Below are 20,404 nucleotides of genomic sequence, written 5' to 3' on the forward strand. Positions count from 1 at the left end.
GGACGAGTAAGGCGCTCTTCGCTTATGGCTGCTTGAGGCAATTACATAGTCGTAATCAATTTGGATGATCGCGATTCGATGCAGGGAGCATTTAAGATGGCTGAGGTAATGGGATACCAGTGGAGTTCCTGGCGGAAGTACCCGCGGGTGATTCCGGAGAAGGATCGGCCCGTGGTGGCCGAAGTGGACGACGCTATTACGCCGGCAGTGGTGGACGTGCGCGATATTAGCGAAGGCGGTATCGACTTAGAGCTCGCGGAAGATATGCCCGAGCAGTGCATCGACCAAGAATTGCCGTTGTCGGTGTCGTTGCCTGCTCCGATCAATAAAACAATCCGCGCCAGGGGGCGTGTCAGGCACATCGAAGGCCGACGGGTCGGGGTTCGCTTCGCCGAGTTGAAACCGACCGATGTAGATAGTCTTCGCGAGTACGTTCAGTATCTAAGCAAGAACGAGTCGTGGCTAACGAAGCTACGCCGCCGTTGGTGGGGCAACTTCTAAGGACCAGAATGGTGCCCGGCGGAAGTCATTGACGCCTATAGGCGGGCCGGCGAACGGCCCGCTGAGCGGACAAATCGAAAAGCGAGCGGCCGCTAACCGCGAGCGTTTCATTCGCCGATCCGATACCGTTTTGTTCTGTCGGCGGAACCTCCATTATGCTCGCTTGGCTTCGCCGCACCGCCGCCTTCCTTACGGCCTCTACTGCCGGATGTCGAGTAACTAGCGCATGCCATGTGTGCTGCTTCCCCTTCCTGTGTAATTCCTCTCCCTTTGCATCTGGCTACATGGGTACGCGTTAGCAATCGATCGCGTTATACTGCGCAGACAGGAACTTGAAAAAATACTTATGGCTAAGCCTAGAGTTGAGATTCGCTACTGTAGCCAATGTCGCTTTGTCTTGCGCGCCAGCTGGCTTGCACAGGAGCTTTTGTTTACGTTCTCAGACAGCCTAGGAGAGGTGGCGCTAGCGCCTGGTTCTGGTGGCATCTTCGAGGTGCTATTGGATGGGGAGCGGATATTTTCGCGAGCCGAGGCCGGGCGCTTTCCCGAATCGAAAGAACTCAAGCAGTTAATTCGGGACCGAATCGAGCCGGGGCGCGATTTGGGGCATAGCGATAGGTAAGCGCTTAAGCGGTGGGCTGATCGACAGAGCAAAGCAGGTACGGCGGTGATCCGAACTGGCATGCAGAAATTTATGGTTTCGCTGGTGTTGGGTTGGTTTGCACAACTGGCGTCTGCTGCTACCTACCCGTTGCCGCCGGAAGGCGAGAGCCTGATAGGCGAAATTCGTTATGTTGAGGTGCAAGAAGGCGAGACGCTGCTCGATATCGGCAGGCGCAACGGCCTAGGCTATTTGGAAATGCACCGCGCTAACCCCGGTATCGATATGTGGGTACCGGAGCCGGGCACGATAGTGACGTTGCCGACCATGCATATTCTGCCCGATGTGCCGAGGCAGGGGTTGGTGCTGAACGTAGCGGAAATGCGCTTGTATTACTTTCCTAAGCCGTCGAACGGCGACGAAGCGGTGGTGGAAACGTACCCGGTTAGCGTCGGCCAAATGGACTGGTCGACGCCGCTAGGCGAGACGCAGGTCACGTTAAAATTGGAAAACCCGGCTTGGTATCCGCCGGCTTCCGTACGACAAGTTGCCGCCGAACGCGGCGAGGAGTTACCGCGGGTTGTACCGCCGGGCCCGAATAATCCTATCGGGGCCTACGCCATGCGCTTGGATATTCCGGGATATTTTATTCACGGGACAAACGAGCCTTGGCGGGTTGGGATGCGAGTGACCCACGGCTGTATTCGGATGTATCCGGAAGATATCGAGCAATTATTCTACCGGGTTCCGGTCGGCACTTCCGTTCGAATCGTGAACGAGCCCTTCAAGGCTGCGTGGCGAGAGGGAACTCTGTACCTGCAAGCTCATCGGCCGCTGGAAGAAGACAGGCAGGCAATCGCCCGCGATGCGCGCCACGCTTATATGCCGGCGCTGGATGTAGTGGCGAACGCCCTGACAGGGAATGGCGATCATAGGGTCGATTATTATCGCATTCGGTATGTGCTTGAGCAGAAGTTGGGGATACCGATGCCGATCTCTCGTGCCGGGATGGGGGAGGGGGCTCAGCTTGCGCAGCAATAGCGTGGCAGCGTAACGGTCACGATGTGATGTTTGCTACACAGGGAAATGGTTCATCTCGGTTTGGTGGGGTGGTTGTTTTCTGGTGTTGGGTTCTCGTGTCGGTGGTTTAATTTGGTGCGCTGCGCGCGGCTTATTTAGAAGGCGGGGTTCCGCCCCCGCACGGCGGGTTCCTTTTCTTGCTTGCCCAAGAAAAGGAACCAAAAGAAGGGCAGCCCGTTGTCTCGCCCCGCCTGCGGCGGGGTCCCCTGCGCTTCTCGGCTTCGAGCGGGGTCTGCCGACGGGCCATCCTTGGCCCGACGACAGACGCGCGGCGTCCCTGCCGCGCCCCTTCGGGCCTTTTCGCTCGAAGCCTGCGATGCTCGGCGAGCCAAAGGGCGAAGTAAGAGCGCTTCGTTCACAGACTCTCGACTCTTCAAACAACCGCACGTTGTTAACCGGTTTGGCGTTTGTGTCTTGGGAAAGCATTGATCGAAGGGGCTTACTCTTGCCCGTTGGCGCTGCCGAGCATCGCAGGGGCTTTCGGAAAAGGCCCCGTAGGGGTGGCCGCCAGGAACGGCGGCCATTCGACCGTCAGGCCAGGGGCGAGGCGGAAAGCGACAGGCGTCCGGTGGACGCCTGTCCCGCCGAGCGGGCGCACACGGATGTGCGCCCTGGGCTTTGGCGCGAAGCAGGATAGCGCAGCGACAAAGGCCTGTCGGGCGAACCCCGAAAGCACCGAGAAGCGCAGGGAACCCCGCGTAGCGGGGCAGCGCCTCCGGGTCGCCTTTCTTTTGGTTCCTTTTCTTTGGCGACGCAAAGACTCATTCGCCGGGAGCGAATGAGGTGCGCTAAGCGAGCCGAAGGCCGAAGACCAGGGATGGTCTGAGCCAAAAGTAACTCGCCCAGGAGGGCGAAATAGGCCGTCGTTATGCATCACTATAGGCAATAGCGACTAAGCGCAGGCCCCAGACCCCGTGCAGGAGCGGGCCCCCGCCTTCTAAACCAACCGCGCGAAGCGCACCACACCAAACCACCAACACCAGAAAACAACTATCCCGCCAAACCGCGATGAAATCCCCCCCCAAAAAACAACCCCACCGAAAGGGTGGGGCTTTTTTTCGCGTGTCTTTGCGCTTATTTATACATGCCGCGCTCTAACATGCGCTCCTGCCGCTCAATAGCGCGCTCGGCAGTTTCTTGCGCCGCTTGGGCTAGGCCTTCGGCATTTTGTGCCATGCCTTGCGCTTCGGTAGCAGCATTCATGGCGGCTGCGGCCTCGGCTTTCGCTTCTTCGGCAAGTTGGTGTGCAGCAGCGGCATCGTCGCGTGCTTGCTCGACCATCGATTGCAGTTCGGCATCGGTGGTGGTGGCGCAACCCGCTGCCAGGCCAAGGGCAATCGCCAGTGCGGAAAGCTTGACAGTGCGATTGAAACTTTGCGACATCGACAGTCTCCTTTTCGTCGTTCGTATAGACCTAAGATCCTAAAATGCGGCGGGCTCGCTGCATTCTAGGATGAACTGCTCACATAAGGAAGCGGAACTGTGTTAAGCGTTGCCGCCGCCTTTGTCGCGTTCGCCCCCCCAAGATTCCTTGTGATGACCTCGAACGCTACCCCCGCTTGGGAAACGGTATCATCTCCCGCCCGGAAAGCGTAAGCACCACTACTATAACACCTGAAGAATAAACTGAATAATCCGTTTGCGGATCGCAAGCTTGCGAGTAAAACGGAGGGGGACGACTCGATAGTTAGCGAATGACCACTCGCGTACCGATACCGACGAGTTCGGCGAGGCGCTCGATTTGTTCGTTAGTAACGGCGACACAACCTCGGGTCCAGTCGAACAACTCATGGATGGAAGGGTCGCCGCGCCCGATGCCGTGTATGCCAATATTGCCGCCTAGTACCGTATCCTGCGGCGGGTATCCGGTTCGGTGCAAGTGTTCTCTAAAGTCTAGGTAGTCGTCGAAGCTGATCAGGCCTTTGTCGAGAGCATCGCGAGCATGCCCCAGGGTAGGATAGTTAATGCCGAGAAATATGTGAAAGCGGCTGGTCGAATTGATGCGGTCGACACGGAATTCGCCCAGCGGCGTCGTCCGGTCGCCTAGCAGGCGCGCATGAGCCGTGCCTCGCATTCCGACCGCGACCGGGGCAAAGCGGGCGAGTTCTTGTTCGCCGTCATAGACTTTCGCCTGACGCTGTTGGGTATCGATCAGTACCCAGCGCTCGGCCATGACACTCATGGGCGCCATTCCGATGAGCGCGAACGATAACAGAAGACACAACAGGCGCAGCGTCGGCGGAGTCATAGCATTATTCGTTTATAGAAGTTGTTGTATTTGTTCTATGTCGAAAGGCCAGCTCAGTTCATCCTCGCCGATGCTCGAGCGCAATACCGGGATGCTTGTCGCATAACGAGCTTCCAGTTGTTCGTCATCGAGAATATCGACTTCCACCAGGTCTATAGAGTTACCTAAGGCCTCAAAGACACGTTCGCGAGCTTGCTCGCATAAGTGACAGCCGTCGGTGCCGTACAGGATTAATTGTTTGGTCATATGCTCGGCCTGATACAAGGAAAACAGTTCTGCCTATTATAACGACTGTCGTACACGGAAAATGAGTGGGTTGTCGGCACACCCGAAACTGAGGGGGCGTCGTTTCTTTGCTGCGCGTTGATAGGCTGATTGTCGTAGCGGGGGTGTGTAAACTACCTCGCCAGTACGGTAATAGCCCGATTTGGAAACAACGGCATATACGTCGTTCCGTGTTCGAAGTAAGGCGATCAGGGCCTGCCAAGCAGGCGCCTGATCGGCACCGAGGGCGGGTTGCGGTAGTGCTTTCGTTGCGGGTAACGGAGAGGAATGTGGCAGAATCTAGTGGGCAGTTCGAGCATCCCAAACGGTTGGATCGTCGTCTATCCGTGGCTCCTATGATGGATTGGACGGACCGGCACGATCGGCGCTTTTTACGCCTCTGCGCGCCGCATACGCTGCTGTACACGGAAATGGTAACGGCCGGGGCGATCGTCTATGGCGATATCGAGCGGCATCTGCGCTTTAACGCCGAGGAGCATCCGGTTGCCGTGCAGTTCGGCGGCTCCGAACCGGAGCAACTGGCGGTGTGCGCCCGCGCAGCCGAGGCGTACGGTTACGATGAGGTTAATCTCAACGTCGGTTGTCCCAGCGACCGGGTACAGGCCGGGCGTTTCGGCGCTTGTTTGATGGCCGAGCCACGGCTGGTTGCCGATTGCGTAGCAGCGATGCGGGAGGCTACCCGTTTACCGGTAACCGTGAAATCGCGAATCGGAATCGACGACCGAGACAGCTACGAGCATTTGCTGCAATTCGTCGAGCAAGTGAGCGATGCGGGGTGCCGAACCTTTATCGTGCATGCACGCAAGGCATGGCTGCAAGGCCTGAGCCCAAAACAAAACCGTGAAATCCCGCCGCTGGATTATCCGCGCGTCTATCGTCTAAAGCAGGACTTTCCGGAGCTGGAAATCATTATCAACGGTGGTATCCGGCAATTATCCGAGATAAGCGAGCATATCAAGTCGGTAGACGGCGTTATGATCGGTCGCGAAGCCTACGCCAACCCGTGGGCTCTGGCGCAATGGGATGCCGCCTTATGGAATGTTCGGGTGCCTCGTACCCGGCATCAGGTTATCCGCGACTTTATGCCGTATATAGAGCAGGAATTGTTAGCGGGCACTAAGCTGTCCAATATTACTCGCCATATTCTGGGCCTGTTCCAGGGCGTTCCGGGAGCAAAGGCATGGCGCCGTCACTTGAGCGAAAATGCCTGGCGCGTGGGGCGGGAATCGAAGTCGTAGAAGCTGCGCTTGCCTGCGTGCCTGAGGCGCGCTGCGAAGCCGCCTGAGAGGTAGGCACCGCCGCCCGCGTTTTCGTTATCCTGAGAGTGGGCCTCTTGGTTAGAGGCCTCAAATTCGAAACAGTTGACGTGCGTTAGCCGTCGTTTGATGCGCGAGCTGGGCCGGGTCGGCGTTCCGGCAGCGGCTGACCGCTTGTAAAACTTCAGGTAGAAAAGCCGGCTCGTTTCTGCCCGCTTTGGGTTTGGGTTTTAGCGTACGCGGTGTTAAGTACGGAGCATCGGTTTCGATGACAAGCCTAGCGGTCGGGATATCGCCGACGCAGTCTTGCAAAGATAAACCGCGGCGTTCGTCGCATATCCAGCCGGTGATCCCGATATAAAGATCCAGGTCTAGCGATGCCCAAAGCTCTTCGCGCGTGCCAGTGAAGCAATGGAGTACCGCGGCCGGTAAAGCGTCGCGGTAGGCTTTGAGGATCGCAATGAAGCGCTCGTGCGCGTCGCGCTGATGGAGGAATACCGGTAGGGAAAGCTCGCAGGCCAGTTCGAGCTGGCGTTCGAAGGCTTGCTCCTGAGCAGGGCGAGGCGAGAAATCGCGGTTAAAGTCTAGCCCGGTTTCGCCGATGGCAACGACCCCCGCCTCCCCAGCCAGGGTGCGAATACGCTGATGGGCGTCGCTGTCGTATTGGCTTGCCTCATGCGGATGGACGCCGGCGGTGGCATATAAGCGTTGTGGATCGCGTTGTGCGAGTTCTAGCGCGGCTTCGCTCGCGGCGACCGAGGTGCCGGTAATAGCCATGCCGGTTAGTCCGGCTGCCCAGCTACGTGCCAGCACCTCGTCGAGGTCTTTGCGAAAAGCCTTATTGGTGAGGTTGACGCCAATGTCGAAGAGTTCGAGTGCTGCCGTTTCCATATTCCATCCGTCGTCGGTTTGCATGAGCGTTATTGTAACCGAAGGAAATCGGGAGTAGTGGCCGATTGGCTTTCGCTTTGCCGGTTTAATGGGCTTATGTGCGCCTGCACTCGCCCGCGAAAAGGAAGGCGACCGTAGACAGACAGGGAGGCGCCCGCGTAGTCGCGGAGGTGCCCCTTAGGTGTAGAATCGAACCCAATGAGCTAGCGATTTCGGCAAGGAGGTTAGGCCTATGGTGGATGCAGTACATTACGACGATTTACCCATGCATTGGGTCGGCGATTGGGCTGGCCGCCGTGCCGCTATGACACCGCGGAGAGTAGCGATCTTCGACTCGGGCTCGGGCGAGCGCTTCACCTATGCCGAGATGAACGAGCGCGCCAATCGTGTCGGAACTTGGCTGCGGGACAAAATCGGGCTGGAGAAGGGCGATAAAATCTGCTTTATCGCCCGCAACCGGGTCGAACCTGTCGATCTTTACTTGGCCGCAGGAAAGTGCGGTTTCATCCTGGCGCCGTTGAGTTATCGACTCACTAAGCGGGAGCTAGACGACCTGTTGGCGCGGATCGAGCCGCAGGCGGTGTTTTACGAGGACGTTTTCGCGGAGCTGGCGGAGTCCCTGGATTATCCCGTTTCCGTGCGGGAGCGCGTACTCATTGGCGATGGCGCGGGGCGCTATCAGGACGAGATTTTGGCAACCGAGCCGGAAAATGTTAACCGTCCGTTAGCCTTGAACGATACCTTCCTCTATATCCACACGGGAGGGACGACGGCAACGCCGAAAGTGTGTGTGGTGCCGCATCGGCAAATGCTGTGGAACTCATTCGATTTGGTGATCGCTTCCGGAGGTGCCTTGGGGGAAGCGCGCGAACTGTTGACGTTCCCGCTCTTTCATATCGGCGGTTGGAACACGTTGACCCCGGCTTACCACAGCGGCGGCTTTACGGTCTTAGTGCGGCAGTTCGATCCGGGGTTGGTGTTGCAGCTGATTGAAACCGAACAGGTAACGCACTTTGGAGCCGTGGAGGCAATGCTCCAGTTCATTGTGCGGCATCCGCGCTTTGCGGATACCGATCTGGGTTCGCTACAAGGTATTACCAGTGCCGGTGCGCCTTGTTCGGCCGTCGCTATGCGGCCGTTTTGGGAGCGCGGCGTTCCCGTCACTCAGGCTTACGGTTTGACCGAGGCGGGGCCTTCCAATTTCACCCATGTCGGCATCGACAAGAGCATGGATGAGATTTGGGAGCATAACGGTAGTATCGGAACGCCGTTTTTTCACTGCGACTACAAAATCATCGACCCCCAGAGTAAAGAGGTGCTGCCGCAAGGCGAGGTCGGCGTGCTGTGTATGCGGAGCCCGCATAACTTCGAGGAATATCTCAAACAGCCGGATCGGACCGATAAGGTTTTCTTAGACGACGGCTGGGTTTATTCCGGCGACCTCGCGCGCGAAGACGAGCAAGGCTATGTCTATATTGTCGGAAGAGCCGATAATATGTTTGTCAGCGGGGGCGAGAATGTGTCGCCCGAGGAAATCGAAGATGTGGTCGGCATGCATCAGGATGTCGCGCACGTCGCGGTTGTTGCTGTGCCGGATGCAAAATGGGGGCAGGTTCCGGTTGCGATCGTGGTGCCCAAAGCCGGGGCAACGATCGATGCGGACGCGCTCACCAAGCATTGCAAGCAAAATCTGGCGGGCTTTAAGGTGCCAAAACGCTTCGAGGTGGTTACCGAGATTCCGATGACCGGCGCGGGTAAGATCGACCGCAATCGATTACAGGAGCATTACTCTTAAGGAAGCACCGAACCATTCCCTTGCTCCTCTGTGGGCCCGGAAGGAGCAAAACAGATTTATGCGTCGCGTTTTGGCACAGAGGGGTCTAAGGGAATCGGTCGGCGCTTCCTTAAGCGGCAGATTGGGCGGAGAAGTGAAATGGCGCAGGCTAGGGTGCTAGTGATTGCCGGCTCGGATTCCGGCGGCGGCGCCGGCATACAAGCGGATATCAAGACCATTACCGCTTTGGGAGGCTACGCGGCGACGGCGATTACCGCGTTAACCGCACAGAATACGGAAGGCGTCCAGGGGATTCATCCTGTGCCGCCGGAGTTTGTTGCGTCACAGATGGAAGCGGTGCTCCAGGATATTGGGGCAGACGTCCTGAAAACGGGGATGTTGCACGATGCGGCGGTTATTGAAGTCGTTAGCGAGCAAATCCGTCGCTATGCCGCTGATATTCCGTTGGTGGTCGATCCGGTCATGGTATCGCAAAGCGGATCGAGGCTCCTTCGCCAAAGCGCGTTAACCGCGTTGCGAGAGCGCCTGCTGCCGCAAGCGTTATTAATGACGCCCAACGTGCCGGAAGCGGAAACTTTTCTGGATCGGCGCATTACGACGGTTAGTCATATGCAAGCCGCTGCGCGTCGATTGCAACGGGAGTTCGGGTGCTCGATCTTGTTAAAGGGCGGCCATCTGCCTGCTCCCGAGCTGGTCGATGTGTTGGTAACGCCTGACGGCGAGCAATTATTCGAAGGCGAGTGGCTAACAACCAAGCATAACCATGGGACAGGTTGTACCTTGGCCTCGGCAATCGCCGTGAGCGTGGGGCAAGGCTTGCCATTAGAGGTGGCGGTGGCCAGAGCCCGAGCTTATGTACGGAAGGCTTTAGAGACAGCACCGGGTTTGGGCCGCGGCTGCGGCCCGGTTAATCACGGGCATACCGTTAAGGATACGTTAAGCGATTTTCTTACTCCTTCTCCGCCGTCGCCTAATGATGACTGAGCATTTATGGCCTACGTTGTGACAGAGCGGTGTATCCGCTGTAAATATACCGATTGCGTGGAAGTGTGTCCGGTGGATTGTTTCCATGAAGGGCCGAACTTTCTTGCTATTGACCCCGAGGTTTGCATCGATTGCGCCGTCTGTGAGCCCGAGTGTCCGGTAGAGGCGATTCATGCCGACGATCGTTTACCGCAAGGCCAGGAAGTATTTGTGGCGTTGAATGCGGAGTTGGCACGCCGCTGGCCGGTGATTACCCAGCGTAAACCGCCTCCGGCAGACGCGGACGAGTGGGCCGATGTCGACGCGAAGCGGGCATTGCTGGAACCTTAAAGGCCGTTGACCGTCGTTGCCGGGCTTGCCCTGCGAACCCGGCAACGAGAGAGGGCCCGTTAACCCTGTTGGGTTTTAGCGGGCGTTTCGATGCGTTCGTACTTACGGGCTATGTATTCGTCGACGATGCGCTGAAAATCCTGTGCGATCGTTTCGCCTTTGAGGGTTACGGTTTTCTCGCCGTCCTCATACACCGGGGCGACCGGCACTTCGCCGGTGCCCGGCAGGCTGATACCGATATTGGCGTGTTTGCTTTCGCCAGGGCCGTTAACGACGCAGCCCATCACCGCCAAGGTCATATTCTCGACGCCTAGATATTCCTTACGCCACTCGGGCATTTGTGCCCGCACGTACGCTTGGATTTGCTCGGCTAATTCTTGAAAGAATGTGCTAGACGTTCTGCCGCAGCCGGGGCATGCCGTGACCAGGGGGGTAAATGCACGTAACCCCATGGTTTGCAGGATCTCTTGGGCGACGATCACCTCTTGGGTTCGTTCTTGGCCCGGCTCCGGCGTTAACGAGATCCGGATGGTATCGCCGATGCCTTCTTGCAGTAAGATGGCGAGGGCGGCGGTGGAGGCCACAATACCTTTCGATCCCATGCCGGCTTCGGTCAGCCCCAGGTGTAGGGGGTAGTCGCAGCGCGCGGCAAGACTGCGGTAAACCGCGATCAAGTCCTGTACCACACTCATTTTGCAGGAGAGAAGGATACGGTTGTGGGGCAGGCCGAGCGCTTCTGCCTGTGCGGCACTTTCCAAGGCCGAGACGATGACCGCCTCCCGCATCACCGCTGTCGGCTCCTGCGGCTTGGCGGCCTTTGCGTTCTCGTCCATTAAACGCGCCAGCACAGCTTGGTCCAGGCTTCCCCAGTTGACACCGATACGCACCGGTTTATCGTAGCGGCAGGCTGCTTCGATCATGCTGGCGAATTGCGGGTCGCGCCGCTTGCCGCGGCCGACGTTGCCTGGGTTGATCCGGTATTTGGCCAGGGCTTCCCCGCATTCGGGATACTTTTCCAGGAGCTTATGGCCGTTAAAATGGAAATCGCCGACGAGGGGTACGTCCATGTCCATTTGCAACAAACGATCGCGAATTCTTGGAACGGCAGCGGCGGCTTCCTCGTTATTGACCGTAATGCGAACGACCTCAGAGCCGGCTCGGGCGAGTTGGGCGACCTGAATAGCCGTGGCAACTTCGTCCGCCGTATCGGTGTTCGTCATCGATTGAACCACGACCGGGGCGTCGCCGCCCACGGTGACGGAGCCAACTTGAACCGGAACACAGGTTCGTCGCTTGATCAGAGGTTCGGTTGTCATAAGTTTCAAGCCGCCGTATGAAGGTGGTTTACTCTCTGGAAATCGGCATGATACAGACGAAAGAAAACAGACGAAACCTGCTGTGCCGCCTCGGCGCATTGTTGGCGCTCGGTTTCATACTCGGCGGTTGCGCGAGTATGACAGTAGCGCCGGTTGCCGAATCGCAAGAGGCCTTGCTCGCCGACGCCGATGCAGCGTATACCGCCGGCCAGTATGCGCGGGCTGCGGCTGCCTATAGCCAAATTGTGGCGGCAAGGCCGGAGGACAGCCAAGCCCGGTTTCGCTTAGCTAACGCGTACGTAGAAACCGGGCGCCTGGAGGAGGCGGTCGATGTATTCCGCCAGCTGTTGGAACTCGACCCGACGCATGCTAAAGCGCGGCACAACCTAGGGCTGCTGTACATCGAGTTAGGCGTTGCTAATCTGCTCAAGGCGCGCCCCGACCTCCCGCGAGTCGATACGCAAGCGCAAAGCACGATGCAATACTTGGCGTGTGTCATGGAAACGTTTATGGGGAGGCCGAATCCGCCCACCTGCCATCCAGACGCTGAGCCATAACGCAGCAGCGTTACCGTTCGGGTGCTAAGCCGTGATTGATAAAATCGAGAACGGTTTCCATGACTTCTTGCGGCGGCGGGGCATCGTTCCAGACCGAATAGTTCAGGCCCAGGAAATAGTTCAGGCCAATCAGCGCCCACGCCTGGGCCATCGGATCGCCGCGTTTGATTTCTCCGGCTTCTTGCGCATCTTTTAGCCGTTTTGCGTAGACGTTAGTGAGGGTTTCATAGTAGCGGCGGTAGGCCGCTTCGTCGACGAACAAACACTGCATCATGATGCGGTAAAGGTTTTTGTGTTCGCGGGCGAATTCAAGGAAATGCTCGATGCCGCGTTTTCCATCCGCAGGCGATCGCCGCTGGTCTCGGTCGCTTCCCGCAGCGAACGGCGCAGACGCCGGTTTAGCTCGTCGACTAGAGCACGCAAAATGTCTTCTTTCGACGAGTAATAAATATAAAAGGTACCCTGCGCGACACCGGCTTGCTGCGTTATGCTGCTAACCGAGGATGCATGAAAACCCTTCTCGCCAAATTCCAATTCGGCTGCTTCGAGCAACTTCTGGCGAGTTTGTTCCCCGCGAGGGGTCACCGGTTTGACGGAGTTCGTCACGATATACGTCCTGTGCGTAGAGAAGGGCAGGGTGGATGCCGTTATTTCGCTTATGTTGACAAGCATGGCGGCAAAGTCAACTGTACCGGTCGCAAAAGTACTGAATTAGGGAACTCTGCAAGGCCCTGACTGCACGGCGGGCTGGTTTGCTGTTTTAGACAATGAAAAGGATCGACGATGACCTCTATCAGTCGACTGCTTGAGATTATGCGGCGTTTGCGCGATCCAAAGCGCGGTTGTCCGTGGGATCGGGCACAGGACTTTCGCTCCATTGCCCCTTACACCATAGAAGAGGCATATGAGGTTGCCGATGCCATCGAAAACAACGACCGGGAAGAGTTGCGAGAGGAATTAGGGGATCTCCTGTTTCAAGTCGTTTTCCATTCGCAGCTGGCGGAAGAAAAAGGCTGGTTTGATTTCGAGGCCGTCGCGGCGGGAATTAGCGACAAGATGATCCGCAGGCACCCCCATATCTTCGATGCAACGTATGAGGCCGAGAGCGGCGACCAAGCAAAGGCTTGGGAAGCGATAAAGGCCGAGGAACGACGGTATAAGGCGGGCACGCAAGCCCCAAGCGTGCTCGACGGTGTCGCCCTCGCACTACCGGCTTTGATGCGGGCGCAGAAGCTTAGTAAACGGGCCTCGCGAGTCGGTTTCGATTGGGACGATCTCAAAGGCGTGTTCGACAAGGTACGGGAAGAGCTTGCGGAGTTGGAGGCCGAAGTGGAGCAGGATGCAGCGCAGGCGCGTTTAGAGGACGAATTGGGCGATATCTTATTTGCCTGTACGAATCTGGCCCGTCACCTTAAGGTCGATGCCGAGGTGGCCTTGCGCGGTGCCAACGCCAAGTTCGAACGGCGGTTTCGGCACGTGGAGAGGTTGATGGCGGAGCGAGGCCAAGCATTGGCCGATGCCGATATGGACACGCTCGAGAGCGCGTGGCAAGCAGCTAAGCGAGAAGAGTGAATATCTCTGAGGCGGCGTGTGTCGTTGCTAAGCCGCACGCGGCACGCGCCGCCTGAGGAACTAGCGGCCGCTAATGGCGGTGTGCAGTTCCAGTAAGCGTTTCGCTTCTTCCAAATGCAAGTTTTCCACTAACCGGCCGTCAACGACCACCATGCCTTTTCCTTCCCGTTCCGCTTCCTGCCAAGCGGCGAGCACCTTCTCGGCATGATTTACGGCGGCCGCATTAGGCGAGAAAGCTCGGTTGGCTTCTGCAATTTGGCAGGGGTGAATTAACGTTTTCCCGTCAAAGCCGAGGCGGCGTCCTTGGGCGCAGATACTGTCGAAGTCCGTGCTGTTAAGAAAATCCAGGTGAACGCCATCTAAGATATCGAGACAATGAGCGCGTGCCACGGTAATACAATGACTAAGCGCGTTGAGAAGCCCTAACCGCTCAGAGTCCGGCGGGACTCGCAGTTCCTTCGCCAAATCGGTGGTACCCATGACGACGACATCTATGCTCGTCGATGCGCCTAGCACAGCGTCCAGGTTCAATATCCCGCGCGCGTTTCCGCCATAATCCACAGCGGCAGGTCTTCCCGCCCGCCGGCGGCGAGATAAGCTTCTTTCGCTTGCTCGACCTCTTCGGCCGACTCCACTTTCGGGAGTAGCAAAGCATCTATATCAAGCTTGGCGACCGCTTTAACATCGGCGTGCCCCCAAGGCCCAGATAAAGGGTTAACGCGCACGATAAGCTCGTGATGTCCATAGCCGCTGTTTGTCAGGGTATGGCTAACGCAGGCCCTTGCTTCGTCTTTTGCCAAAGGCGAGACGGCATCCTCCAGATCGAAGATAAGCCCGTCCGCCGACAGCGTCTTCGCCTTTTCCTGCGCACGGGCATTGGTACCTGGTAGGTATAGCACCGAACGGCGGGGTTTAATGGCCATCTGTTGCGATCTCCTCGCTAATATCGCCAATTGCTTGCCTATGACGGAAGCAGGATGACATGCAGTTGACGCGGTCCGTGCGCCCCCAGCTGAATGGTTTGCTCGATGTCTGCCGTGCGCGACGGCCCGGTGACGAGGTTAACGGTTCGGGGTAGGCCGCTTGCTCGCAGCCGCCCCCATAGCGTCTCCAAGCTGTCGACAATCCGACCGGCGGGTAATACGACAAGCTGCTGGTCCGGCAAAAAATTCAGCGTTGTAGGTTGTTCGGGCGTCGATGTCGTTGCCAAGCTTCCGGTCTCCGCGATACCGGCGAGCGCTAAAGTAATGGCCAAGGCGCCGTCGATGTATTGGGGTTGTGGCGATAAACATTCCCATTCCGAATCCCAAGGAAGGTCGCGAAAGAACGCATGATCGCCCAGCACAATCCGTTTCGGTAACCCGTGCTCGCTGCAAAAGCGCGCCGCCGCTTGCGGTATTTCGCTCGCCCCGGCAAGTTGCTCCCAACTCGCGCCGGCCAACTCTAGCCGGCCGAGAAACTGTGCCTGCTCTTGCGTATCGACTTGCTTCGGCAGCACGGGCGCAATGGCCTTACGCGCTTGGCGCGCGGTTTCTAAATCGCGTTTTGTGTTGCCTTGGCTGCGGCGGATACGCTCAAGGATGGCCTCCTTACTACCGTTCATGCGTTTTCTCCCGTTGCCGGTGCCAAGTGCTGACAAAGGTTTCGCGGCTAGCGTGCGGTAGACTTCGATGGGCGGTCCAAGCCCCGAGAAAAGGGGGGCGTTGCCAGTCGAGCCGTTGGATAACGCGCAATATACGATGAGCCCCGGCTGTTGCCGCGCGATAAGCAACGGGCCGTTGCGCAAGTTTTCCCCAAAGCCCGACGGCCGAGCGTTCGACGGGTTGGGTTAGCCCTTGTTCAAAGGAAGCCGCACGCAGGCGGCGTAATAGTTTCGGCAAGGGGATCTTGACCGGACAGACCGCCTCGCAGCGGCCATTCAAAGTACATGCGTGCGGTAAGTCCTTGCTTTTATCAAGCCCGATAAAATGCGGGGTAAGCACTGAGCCCATAGGGCCTGGGTAGACCCAACCGTAGGCATGACCGCCAATGGCGCTATACACCGGGCAATGATTGAGGCAGGCGCCGCAACGAATACAATGCAACATTTCCCGAAATGGCCCATCCAGCATTTGGCTGCGGCCGTTATCGAGTAAAACGACGTGGAATTCCTCCGGCCCGGCCGTATCGTTTGCGCGCCGGGCGCCGGTTACCAGCGTGGTATAGGTTGTCATCGGCTGGCCGGTCGCGCTGCGCCCAAGCAGGCGCACCAGCGTACTGGCGTCTTCCAAGGTCGGGACAAGTTTGTCGATCGATGTCAGCACGATGTGGACGCGAGGCAAGCTCATACAAAGGTCCGCGTTACCCTCGTTGGTGACGATGAGTGCCGAGCCTTCCTCGGCAATGAGGAAATTAGCGCCGGTGATACCGACATCGGCCCTGCGAAACTTCTTCCGCAGCACTTGCCGGGCTTCGTCGACCAAATCGGGAACGGCGCGTGTCGGTTGCCCCTGGCGTTGGTGATGCACGCGGTCGAACAACGACGAAATCTGGTCCCGCGTTTTGTGGACGGCGGGCGCGATGATATGGCTAGGCGGTTCTTTCGCTAATTGAATAATGTACTCGCCCAAGTCGGTCTCGACGACCTCGATCGCAGCTTCTTCCAGTGCCTCGTTAATGGCAATTTCTTCGCCGACCATGGTCTTCGACTTGATGACCAAACGAGCCTGTTGCCGTTGGCAGATGTCGACGATGTGCCGCCGCGCTTCGTCGGCATCGGACGCCCAGTGTACGCGGCCGCCGGAGTGCTCTACCTGCGCGCTGAAACGCTCCAGGTAAACGTCGAGATACGCGAGGCTATGGGCTCGGACCTGGCGGCCACGCTCCCGCAGAGCCTCGAATTCGGGGAGGGCATCGATCGCCTTTGCCCGTTTATCGACAAAGCCGCTTTTCGCTCGCCCGAGCGCCGCCTGTAGATCCGCATCGCGTAACGCTTGTTGGCTGTTAGCCTTGAATCGGTGACTTTGGGCCTTCATGGCTTGCTTCCCTCTCCACTGATGCCGGTGCCAGCAAGTTCGCCGACTAAGGCCTCTGCCACGTGGAATACCTTTATCGGCGAGTTTTGGCGGGAGAGGGTGCCGGCGAGATGTAGGAGACAACCCAGATCGCCACCGAGTAACAGGTCGCTTCCGGTGGCGGTTATCGAGGCAGCTTTGTCGTGGCCTAAGCGTGCGGATAAGTCGGCGTACTTGATGCAGAATGCACCGCCGAAACCGCAGCATACCTCCGGATCGGCGACTTCCGTTAGACGATAGCCGGCTTGGCGCAATAGCGTTCTCGGTTGCTCTCTGACGTTTAATTGGCGAAAGTTGGAGCAACTATCGTGATAACTGACGGTGTGCCCCGGAGCCCGTGGGTTCGCGCATTGCCAGTTGTGGCGGAGCAGGAAATCGGTGAGTTCGAAGGTCTTGGCCGAGAGCTGTTCGGCTTGTTGGCGGCTAACATCGTCCTCAGCAAATAGTTCGGTGTAGTCGCGAAAGGTGCCGACGCAGGAACCCGAAGGGACAACGACGTAATCGTAGTCTTCCAGTAGAGCAATGTTGTTTTGCGCCAACGCCCGTGCCGTTTTCCAGTCGCCGGCATTGTAGGCAGGTTGCGCGCAGCATGTTTGTGCCTTCGGCACCTCGACGCGGAAACCGCATGCTTGAATGAGTTTGGCGGTCGCGAAGCCGACTTCCGGGCGAAGCAGGTCGACCAAGCAAGTGGCAAACAAGGCGACGGTGAGAGGTTCCTGCGTATCGTTATTCGACATGACAGCCGGTACCCGCTTGTTGAGTTAAGTACAGTGTATAAGCTCTGATTCCGCGGTGCACGGCATCTACGCGATCATTCGTTTGCCGGGAATGGCGAAGGAGGACTTTATGAGCTTAAGTGCAAAACGTGCACGCCGTGCCAGGGCGGGGTGGCGCCGATGAGCAAGGACGAGGCGGAAGCGATGATGGATCAGGTGCCGGGGTGGCAGTTGGCCGATGCCGGCAACCGGCTTACCCGAACGTGGAAATTTGGCAATTTTGCCAAGGCGCTGGCTTTCGTTAACAAGGTTGGCGAACTAGCGGAAGAGGAGGGGCACCACCCGGATGTGACGTTCGGTTGGGGTTACGCTACCGTCGAAATTTGGACGCATAAGATCGGCGGCTTGCATGAGAACGATTTTATTCTTGCCGCAAAATCAACGCCGCCGACCGCTAGCGGGGCCGGTAAGCAAGCCGGGAGCTTACCTCAAAGGGCGGCAACGCCGCTCTGGTAGGCGAGGGGCCGTAAGCGGCCCCTCCCTGGCCGCTCTATGCGGCTTGACAAAGGCGTCGGCGTTATTTGTCCGCCTCCCCCTCGCGATGCCAGTCTCCCGATCGGCCGCCGCTTTTGCGCACCAGTTGCACATCGGTAATGCGCATGCCTTTCTCCAAGGCTTTGCACATGTCGTAGATCGTTAACAGCGCGACCTGGACGGCTGTTAACGCCTCCATCTCAACACCTGTTCGTTCTACCGTCTCGGTTAAGGCGCGCACGCGCACGCCGGGGCGCTCCGGCTCCGGACTCAGCTCGAGTTCGACATGCGTTAAGGGCACAGGATGGCAAAGCGGAATCAACTCGGCGGTGCGTTTTGCCGCCATCAGACCGGCTATCCGAGCAACGGACAAGGCGTCGCCTTTCTTAAGGTCGCCGGCTTGCAGCTTCGCCAAGGTCTCCGGCTGCATGTCTATGTAGCCTTCGGCAATGGCCGCCCGATGAGTAGCCGGTTTGGCGCCTACATCGACTATGTGAGCGCTACCGTCTTCCTTGAGATGAGTGAGATTGCTCATGCCGGATTCCTTACTGGACGAGGCCGATAATACCGATGGCTATCAGATAGGCGCCGACAATGTAATTGAGAAGTCGCGGCGCGACGAGAACGGCAATTCCGGCGATAAGTGCGAGCAAAGGCAATAGGTCGAGTTGGATAGTCATCTAATGCTCCTTCGGCGGGAAGGCAGAAACTCTACCCACCGGTCGTTTATTCGACGTGTCGTGCCCTCATTGTAAAACTTGCTGAAGAGGTACGGGAAGGGACAAGGCCACGCTTTAGGGTCTATCGAAGCCCGTTTTTCCGGCTCCCGCGGTGGCAATGGCGATTGCGCCGGTAGCAAGCCATTAGAAATTAAGCTGATGATGACTCGGCTTGCGAGTGCTGCGTGGTGGATCTATTCTGGTTAGGGGCTGTGTCACTGGATAGTTTCATGGCAACCCCCTTCGGCAGGTTTCGAGACGGAGGGAGCAGGGCGCTTTCGGACATTGAGGCCAGCGGAATTCGGTATCGATGCTGCTCGTATGCCCTGCTGTCGAGCTCGTCTCGTCGGTCGTAAAGAAAGAATGGCGCAGATGGACAACGCAAGGATAGCGTGCCACCGCCCTTCGGAAACAACTAGCGCGTGCCGGCCAGCATGTTTTAGTGCTTATGCCCGTATAGGCGTGTGCCCGGTCATGTGTCGGCGCCGCATCGGGAAAGCTGGACCAACCAAGGATGGATAAGTCTATGTATAAGCCATGGAGGCGGTATCCCACCGTTTTTTCCTTGTATTACTCGCATTTGCGTCTGTAGCGCAGGCTGAGGGTCTGGCCGATACGCAAGAGGTCGAGGAGGCCTTAAGCGGCAACGGAACGTCCGCGATCTATATTCGCGTCTTTGGCAGCATCGTTGCGCTGCCGAATACCTATGTTTTCGATAGCACCGTCCGCTCCGGCGCACGCTTTCGGCGCGGCCCCAACGGGCGGGTGTTGATCGGTAGTTACCGAGAGCTTAGCGATGCCTTCCATGGCCATGTGGCGACCCGCAGCACGGGGGCCGAAGAAGTGTGCGGCTTGACCGTGCAGCACTGGAAGGACGACGAGGGTCGGGATTTACAGCTGGTACACAATAAGAGCATGTATATCCTCTTCGCCGACGACGATCCGCGCGTTTGGCGAGCGGCGCTGCATATGTATTGCCTGAACAGAAATCAGGAAAATACCGAGCTCACCAACCTGACCGAACGAGGTTGATACGGGGGCGAGGTCCAGTTCCAGGCTTTGCCCCAGGGCGGGAAGCGTAGCCAACGCTCGGTCTCGCGTCGTGCTTACGGCGGCACAATCAGAAAAGCCACCGGCCTTGGCAAAGGCACGGTGGGCGTCTGCACACAAACAGCCGGCACGCAGTCAGTAGCCGTTAGGAGGCTTCATCCACCGCATCACGACGGTAATACTTCAACCGCGCTTCCAACGGCTCGGAATACTGCGCTCGCTCGGCCAGTGCTTCCGGAATGATATAGGCTGCCGGCCAATCCGACGGCAGCGCTCGACCCTGGCGCGCGAAGTACTCTTCCACGTGCTCGCTCCAGGTCTCGTCACCAAACGCTCCCCCAAAGGCAAACGGGCGCGTTAAACCCGCCGGGTACAGTTCGGGGATGGTCAGCCCCAACCGGCGGTACGCCCCCACCCGCCGTGCCCAGTCCGGATTCTCGTGCCAAGGCGCGGCCTCGGGGCTGGTCATGAACCGCTGCACAACACTCCACCACGGATCGGCCATCTCTGTGCTGTAACCGATCGCGTAGGACTGCATCCCCAGCCGGAACCCTCGGTCCGGCGCCCCCGGCGGCAACACCTCCGGAATCAGTTCGACCCCGCCGGAGTAACGCAACGCTAAGGTGGGGGTGGCGGAATAATAGGCCTTTATGTCCTCGAACCGGCACACCATCGGCCCACAGCGGTGCGGCAGCGGCAGGTAAACCAACCCCGTCTTGCGATCGAAAATCGCCACCTCTCCCGTCGCCGGCGATAGGCCAAAGCGGATGAACAGGCTGATGCCGAATAAGCCCAACGCGATACAAGCACCTACTAGCGCCGACACCCAATCTCCCACAAGAAGTATCACCCCCGAGATAAAAAAAGCGCTCATAGACAACATTAGCGCCATATCGATCAGGCTGGGCTTGTTGGT

26 protein-coding genes are annotated in these 20,404 nt (G+C 58.1%); 11 read left to right on the forward strand and 15 right to left on the reverse strand.

The annotated features are described in order from the left end of the window. The first annotated feature begins 96 nt into the window (after positions 1-96). The 3 genes from CAI21_RS13415 (at position 97) to CAI21_RS13425 (ending at position 2,143) form a co-directional block, all read left to right on the forward strand. Complete coding sequence (locus tag CAI21_RS13415) at positions 97-501, forward strand: PilZ domain-containing protein (RefSeq protein ID WP_181919423.1); 405 nt, start codon at positions 97-99, stop codon at positions 499-501. Between the two features lie 346 nt (positions 502-847). Continuing rightward, on the forward strand, positions 848-1,123 hold the full coding sequence (locus CAI21_RS13420) for an Rdx family protein (protein ID WP_116302747.1): 276 nt from the start codon (positions 848-850) through the stop codon (positions 1,121-1,123). 60 nt (positions 1,124-1,183) lie between these two features. Continuing rightward, positions 1,184-2,143 carry a L,D-transpeptidase family protein gene (locus CAI21_RS13425; RefSeq protein ID WP_116302748.1) on the forward strand — a complete coding sequence of 320 codons (960 nt, stop codon included), beginning with the start codon at positions 1,184-1,186 and terminating at the stop codon, positions 2,141-2,143. Positions 2,144-3,256: 1,113 nt separating this feature from the next. Here the strand turns inward: CAI21_RS13425 and CAI21_RS13430 are convergent. The 3 genes from CAI21_RS13430 to CAI21_RS13440 form a co-directional block, all read right to left on the reverse strand. Then, the gene (locus CAI21_RS13430; RefSeq protein WP_116302749.1) at positions 3,257-3,565 is read right to left on the reverse strand and encodes an Lpp/OprI family alanine-zipper lipoprotein; all 309 of its coding nucleotides are present in this window, start codon (positions 3,563-3,565) and stop codon (positions 3,257-3,259) included. A gap of 304 nt (positions 3,566-3,869) precedes the next feature. Next, positions 3,870-4,430, reverse strand: a complete 561-nt coding sequence (locus CAI21_RS13435; protein WP_116302750.1) for a L,D-transpeptidase family protein — start codon at positions 4,428-4,430, stop codon at positions 3,870-3,872. Positions 4,431-4,442: 12 nt separating this feature from the next. Beyond that, entirely contained in the window at positions 4,443-4,676 is a 234-nt protein-coding gene (locus tag CAI21_RS13440; RefSeq protein WP_116302773.1) for a glutaredoxin family protein, read from the reverse strand. Between the two features lie 308 nt (positions 4,677-4,984). On the opposite strand from CAI21_RS13440, the gene dusA reads away from it, so the two are divergent. Next, positions 4,985-5,953, forward strand: a complete 969-nt coding sequence (gene dusA, locus CAI21_RS13445) for a tRNA dihydrouridine(20/20a) synthase DusA (protein WP_309544960.1) — start codon at positions 4,985-4,987, stop codon at positions 5,951-5,953. A 108-nt stretch (positions 5,954-6,061) separates the two neighbouring features. On the opposite strand, the gene CAI21_RS13450 is transcribed toward dusA, so the two are convergent. Continuing rightward, on the reverse strand, positions 6,062-6,862 hold the full coding sequence (locus CAI21_RS13450) for a TatD family hydrolase (RefSeq protein ID WP_116302751.1): 801 nt from the start codon (positions 6,860-6,862) through the stop codon (positions 6,062-6,064). A gap of 232 nt (positions 6,863-7,094) precedes the next feature. Between CAI21_RS13450 and CAI21_RS13455 the strand changes: the two genes are divergently transcribed. The 3 genes from CAI21_RS13455 (at position 7,095) to fdxA (ending at position 9,971) form a co-directional block, all read left to right on the forward strand. Then, the gene (locus tag CAI21_RS13455; RefSeq protein ID WP_116302752.1) at positions 7,095-8,657 is read left to right on the forward strand and encodes a class I adenylate-forming enzyme family protein; all 1,563 of its coding nucleotides are present in this window, start codon (positions 7,095-7,097) and stop codon (positions 8,655-8,657) included. A 138-nt stretch (positions 8,658-8,795) separates the two neighbouring features. Continuing rightward, positions 8,796-9,641 carry a bifunctional hydroxymethylpyrimidine kinase/phosphomethylpyrimidine kinase gene (gene thiD, locus CAI21_RS13460; protein WP_116302753.1) on the forward strand — a complete coding sequence of 282 codons (846 nt, stop codon included), beginning with the start codon at positions 8,796-8,798 and terminating at the stop codon, positions 9,639-9,641. A 6-nt stretch (positions 9,642-9,647) separates the two neighbouring features. Beyond that, positions 9,648-9,971, forward strand: coding sequence for a ferredoxin FdxA (fdxA, locus tag CAI21_RS13465; RefSeq protein WP_116302754.1), 324 nt, complete (start codon positions 9,648-9,650; stop codon positions 9,969-9,971). Between the two features lie 59 nt (positions 9,972-10,030). On the opposite strand, the gene ispG is transcribed toward fdxA, so the two are convergent. Further along, positions 10,031-11,287: a flavodoxin-dependent (E)-4-hydroxy-3-methylbut-2-enyl-diphosphate synthase gene (ispG, locus tag CAI21_RS13470; RefSeq protein WP_116302755.1), complete on the reverse strand. Its 1,257-nt coding sequence runs from the start codon at positions 11,285-11,287 to the stop codon at positions 10,031-10,033. A 47-nt stretch (positions 11,288-11,334) separates the two neighbouring features. On the opposite strand from ispG, the gene CAI21_RS13475 reads away from it, so the two are divergent. Beyond that, positions 11,335-11,844, forward strand: a complete 510-nt coding sequence (locus CAI21_RS13475) for a tetratricopeptide repeat protein (RefSeq protein ID WP_181919424.1) — start codon at positions 11,335-11,337, stop codon at positions 11,842-11,844. 10 nt (positions 11,845-11,854) lie between these two features. Here CAI21_RS13475 and CAI21_RS24955 read toward each other — a convergent pair whose 3' ends face one another. Both CAI21_RS24955 and CAI21_RS24960 read right to left on the reverse strand, forming a co-directional pair. After that, entirely contained in the window at positions 11,855-12,118 is a 264-nt protein-coding gene (locus CAI21_RS24955) for a hypothetical protein (RefSeq protein WP_258868954.1), read from the reverse strand. After that, a complete protein-coding gene (locus CAI21_RS24960; RefSeq protein WP_258868955.1) occupies positions 12,115-12,450 on the reverse strand; it encodes a TetR/AcrR family transcriptional regulator in 336 nt (111 codons plus the stop codon). The genes CAI21_RS24955 and CAI21_RS24960 overlap by 4 nt, the downstream gene beginning before the upstream one ends. A gap of 177 nt (positions 12,451-12,627) precedes the next feature. On the opposite strand from CAI21_RS24960, the gene mazG reads away from it, so the two are divergent. Next, entirely contained in the window at positions 12,628-13,416 is a 789-nt protein-coding gene (gene mazG / locus CAI21_RS13485; RefSeq protein WP_116302757.1) for a nucleoside triphosphate pyrophosphohydrolase, read from the forward strand. Between the two features lie 60 nt (positions 13,417-13,476). Here the strand turns inward: mazG and CAI21_RS23960 are convergent, their stop codons facing one another. The 5 genes from CAI21_RS23960 to CAI21_RS13505 are packed head-to-tail and all read right to left on the reverse strand — an operon-like array spanning position 13,477 to position 17,206. Further along, positions 13,477-13,947 (reverse strand): HpcH/HpaI aldolase/citrate lyase family protein, encoded by a 471-nt coding sequence (locus CAI21_RS23960; protein WP_220348246.1) that lies wholly within the window; start codon positions 13,945-13,947, stop codon positions 13,477-13,479. Then, complete coding sequence (locus CAI21_RS23965) at positions 13,944-14,339, reverse strand: HpcH/HpaI aldolase/citrate lyase family protein (RefSeq protein WP_220348248.1); 396 nt, start codon at positions 14,337-14,339, stop codon at positions 13,944-13,946. The genes CAI21_RS23960 and CAI21_RS23965 overlap by 4 nt, the downstream gene beginning before the upstream one ends. A 38-nt stretch (positions 14,340-14,377) precedes the next feature. After that, positions 14,378-15,019 (reverse strand): LutC/YkgG family protein, encoded by a 642-nt coding sequence (locus CAI21_RS13495; RefSeq protein ID WP_116302758.1) that lies wholly within the window; start codon positions 15,017-15,019, stop codon positions 14,378-14,380. Continuing rightward, the gene (locus CAI21_RS13500) at positions 15,009-16,430 is read right to left on the reverse strand and encodes a LutB/LldF family L-lactate oxidation iron-sulfur protein (protein WP_116302759.1); all 1,422 of its coding nucleotides are present in this window, start codon (positions 16,428-16,430) and stop codon (positions 15,009-15,011) included. The genes CAI21_RS13495 and CAI21_RS13500 overlap by 11 nt, the downstream gene beginning before the upstream one ends. After that, positions 16,427-17,206: a (Fe-S)-binding protein gene (locus CAI21_RS13505; protein ID WP_116302760.1), complete on the reverse strand. Its 780-nt coding sequence runs from the start codon at positions 17,204-17,206 to the stop codon at positions 16,427-16,429. Before CAI21_RS13505 ends, CAI21_RS13500 begins: the two co-directional genes overlap by 4 nt. A 159-nt stretch (positions 17,207-17,365) precedes the next feature. Here CAI21_RS13505 and CAI21_RS13510 point away from each other — a divergent pair, with 159 nt between their 5' ends. After that, positions 17,366-17,701: a 4a-hydroxytetrahydrobiopterin dehydratase gene (locus tag CAI21_RS13510; protein ID WP_116302761.1), complete on the forward strand. Its 336-nt coding sequence runs from the start codon at positions 17,366-17,368 to the stop codon at positions 17,699-17,701. A gap of 61 nt (positions 17,702-17,762) precedes the next feature. Here CAI21_RS13510 and moaC read toward each other — a convergent pair whose 3' ends face one another. Continuing rightward, the gene (gene moaC / locus CAI21_RS13515; protein ID WP_116302762.1) at positions 17,763-18,254 is read right to left on the reverse strand and encodes a cyclic pyranopterin monophosphate synthase MoaC; all 492 of its coding nucleotides are present in this window, start codon (positions 18,252-18,254) and stop codon (positions 17,763-17,765) included. A 10-nt stretch (positions 18,255-18,264) separates the two neighbouring features. Further along, the gene (locus CAI21_RS13520) at positions 18,265-18,399 is read right to left on the reverse strand and encodes a DUF3096 domain-containing protein (RefSeq protein ID WP_116302763.1); all 135 of its coding nucleotides are present in this window, start codon (positions 18,397-18,399) and stop codon (positions 18,265-18,267) included. A 576-nt stretch (positions 18,400-18,975) separates the two neighbouring features. On the opposite strand from CAI21_RS13520, the gene CAI21_RS13525 reads away from it, so the two are divergent. Next, positions 18,976-19,470, forward strand: coding sequence for a hypothetical protein (locus tag CAI21_RS13525; RefSeq protein ID WP_116302764.1), 495 nt, complete (start codon positions 18,976-18,978; stop codon positions 19,468-19,470). A 163-nt stretch (positions 19,471-19,633) separates the two neighbouring features. On the opposite strand, the gene CAI21_RS13530 is transcribed toward CAI21_RS13525, so the two are convergent. Beyond that, positions 19,634-20,404 (reverse strand): hypothetical protein (locus CAI21_RS13530; RefSeq protein WP_220348250.1); only part of this gene is annotated, 771 nt, incomplete at its 5' end.

The organism is Alkalilimnicola ehrlichii (assembly GCF_003399765.1).
In the GTDB taxonomy this organism is placed as follows: Bacteria; Pseudomonadota; Gammaproteobacteria; order Nitrococcales; family AK92; genus AK92.

What these genes read in the sequence shown, in the direction of transcription:
- CAI21_RS13415 (WP_181919423.1), top strand. Translation starts at nt 97, where the DNA reads ATGGCTGAGGTAATGGGATACCAGTGGAGTTCCTGGCGGAAGTACCCG.
- CAI21_RS13420 (WP_116302747.1), top strand. Translation starts at nt 848, where the DNA reads ATGGCTAAGCCTAGAGTTGAGATTCGCTACTGTAGCCAATGTCGCTTT.
- CAI21_RS13425 (WP_116302748.1), top strand. Translation starts at nt 1,184, where the DNA reads ATGCAGAAATTTATGGTTTCGCTGGTGTTGGGTTGGTTTGCACAACTG.
- CAI21_RS13430 (WP_116302749.1), bottom strand. Translation starts at nt 3,565, where the DNA reads ATGTCGCAAAGTTTCAATCGCACTGTCAAGCTTTCCGCACTGGCGATT.
- CAI21_RS13435 (WP_116302750.1), bottom strand. Translation starts at nt 4,430, where the DNA reads ATGACTCCGCCGACGCTGCGCCTGTTGTGTCTTCTGTTATCGTTCGCG.
- CAI21_RS13440 (WP_116302773.1), bottom strand. Translation starts at nt 4,676, where the DNA reads ATGACCAAACAATTAATCCTGTACGGCACCGACGGCTGTCACTTATGC.
- CAI21_RS13450 (WP_116302751.1), bottom strand. Translation starts at nt 6,862, where the DNA reads ATGGAAACGGCAGCACTCGAACTCTTCGACATTGGCGTCAACCTCACC.
- CAI21_RS13455 (WP_116302752.1), top strand. Translation starts at nt 7,095, where the DNA reads ATGGTGGATGCAGTACATTACGACGATTTACCCATGCATTGGGTCGGC.
- thiD (WP_116302753.1), top strand. Translation starts at nt 8,796, where the DNA reads ATGGCGCAGGCTAGGGTGCTAGTGATTGCCGGCTCGGATTCCGGCGGC.
- fdxA (WP_116302754.1), top strand. Translation starts at nt 9,648, where the DNA reads ATGGCCTACGTTGTGACAGAGCGGTGTATCCGCTGTAAATATACCGAT.
- ispG (WP_116302755.1), bottom strand. Translation starts at nt 11,287, where the DNA reads ATGACAACCGAACCTCTGATCAAGCGACGAACCTGTGTTCCGGTTCAA.
- CAI21_RS13475 (WP_181919424.1), top strand. Translation starts at nt 11,335, where the DNA reads ATGATACAGACGAAAGAAAACAGACGAAACCTGCTGTGCCGCCTCGGC.
- CAI21_RS24955 (WP_258868954.1), bottom strand. Translation starts at nt 12,118, where the DNA reads ATGATGCAGTGTTTGTTCGTCGACGAAGCGGCCTACCGCCGCTACTAT.
- mazG (WP_116302757.1), top strand. Translation starts at nt 12,628, where the DNA reads ATGACCTCTATCAGTCGACTGCTTGAGATTATGCGGCGTTTGCGCGAT.
- CAI21_RS23965 (WP_220348248.1), bottom strand. Translation starts at nt 14,339, where the DNA reads ATGGCCATTAAACCCCGCCGTTCGGTGCTATACCTACCAGGTACCAAT.
- CAI21_RS13495 (WP_116302758.1), bottom strand. Translation starts at nt 15,019, where the DNA reads ATGAACGGTAGTAAGGAGGCCATCCTTGAGCGTATCCGCCGCAGCCAA.
- CAI21_RS13500 (WP_116302759.1), bottom strand. Translation starts at nt 16,430, where the DNA reads ATGAAGGCCCAAAGTCACCGATTCAAGGCTAACAGCCAACAAGCGTTA.
- CAI21_RS13505 (WP_116302760.1), bottom strand. Translation starts at nt 17,206, where the DNA reads ATGTCGAATAACGATACGCAGGAACCTCTCACCGTCGCCTTGTTTGCC.
- CAI21_RS13510 (WP_116302761.1), top strand. Translation starts at nt 17,366, where the DNA reads ATGAGCAAGGACGAGGCGGAAGCGATGATGGATCAGGTGCCGGGGTGG.
- moaC (WP_116302762.1), bottom strand. Translation starts at nt 18,254, where the DNA reads ATGAGCAATCTCACTCATCTCAAGGAAGACGGTAGCGCTCACATAGTC.
- CAI21_RS13520 (WP_116302763.1), bottom strand. Translation starts at nt 18,399, where the DNA reads ATGACTATCCAACTCGACCTATTGCCTTTGCTCGCACTTATCGCCGGA.
- CAI21_RS13525 (WP_116302764.1), top strand. Translation starts at nt 18,976, where the DNA reads ATGGAGGCGGTATCCCACCGTTTTTTCCTTGTATTACTCGCATTTGCG.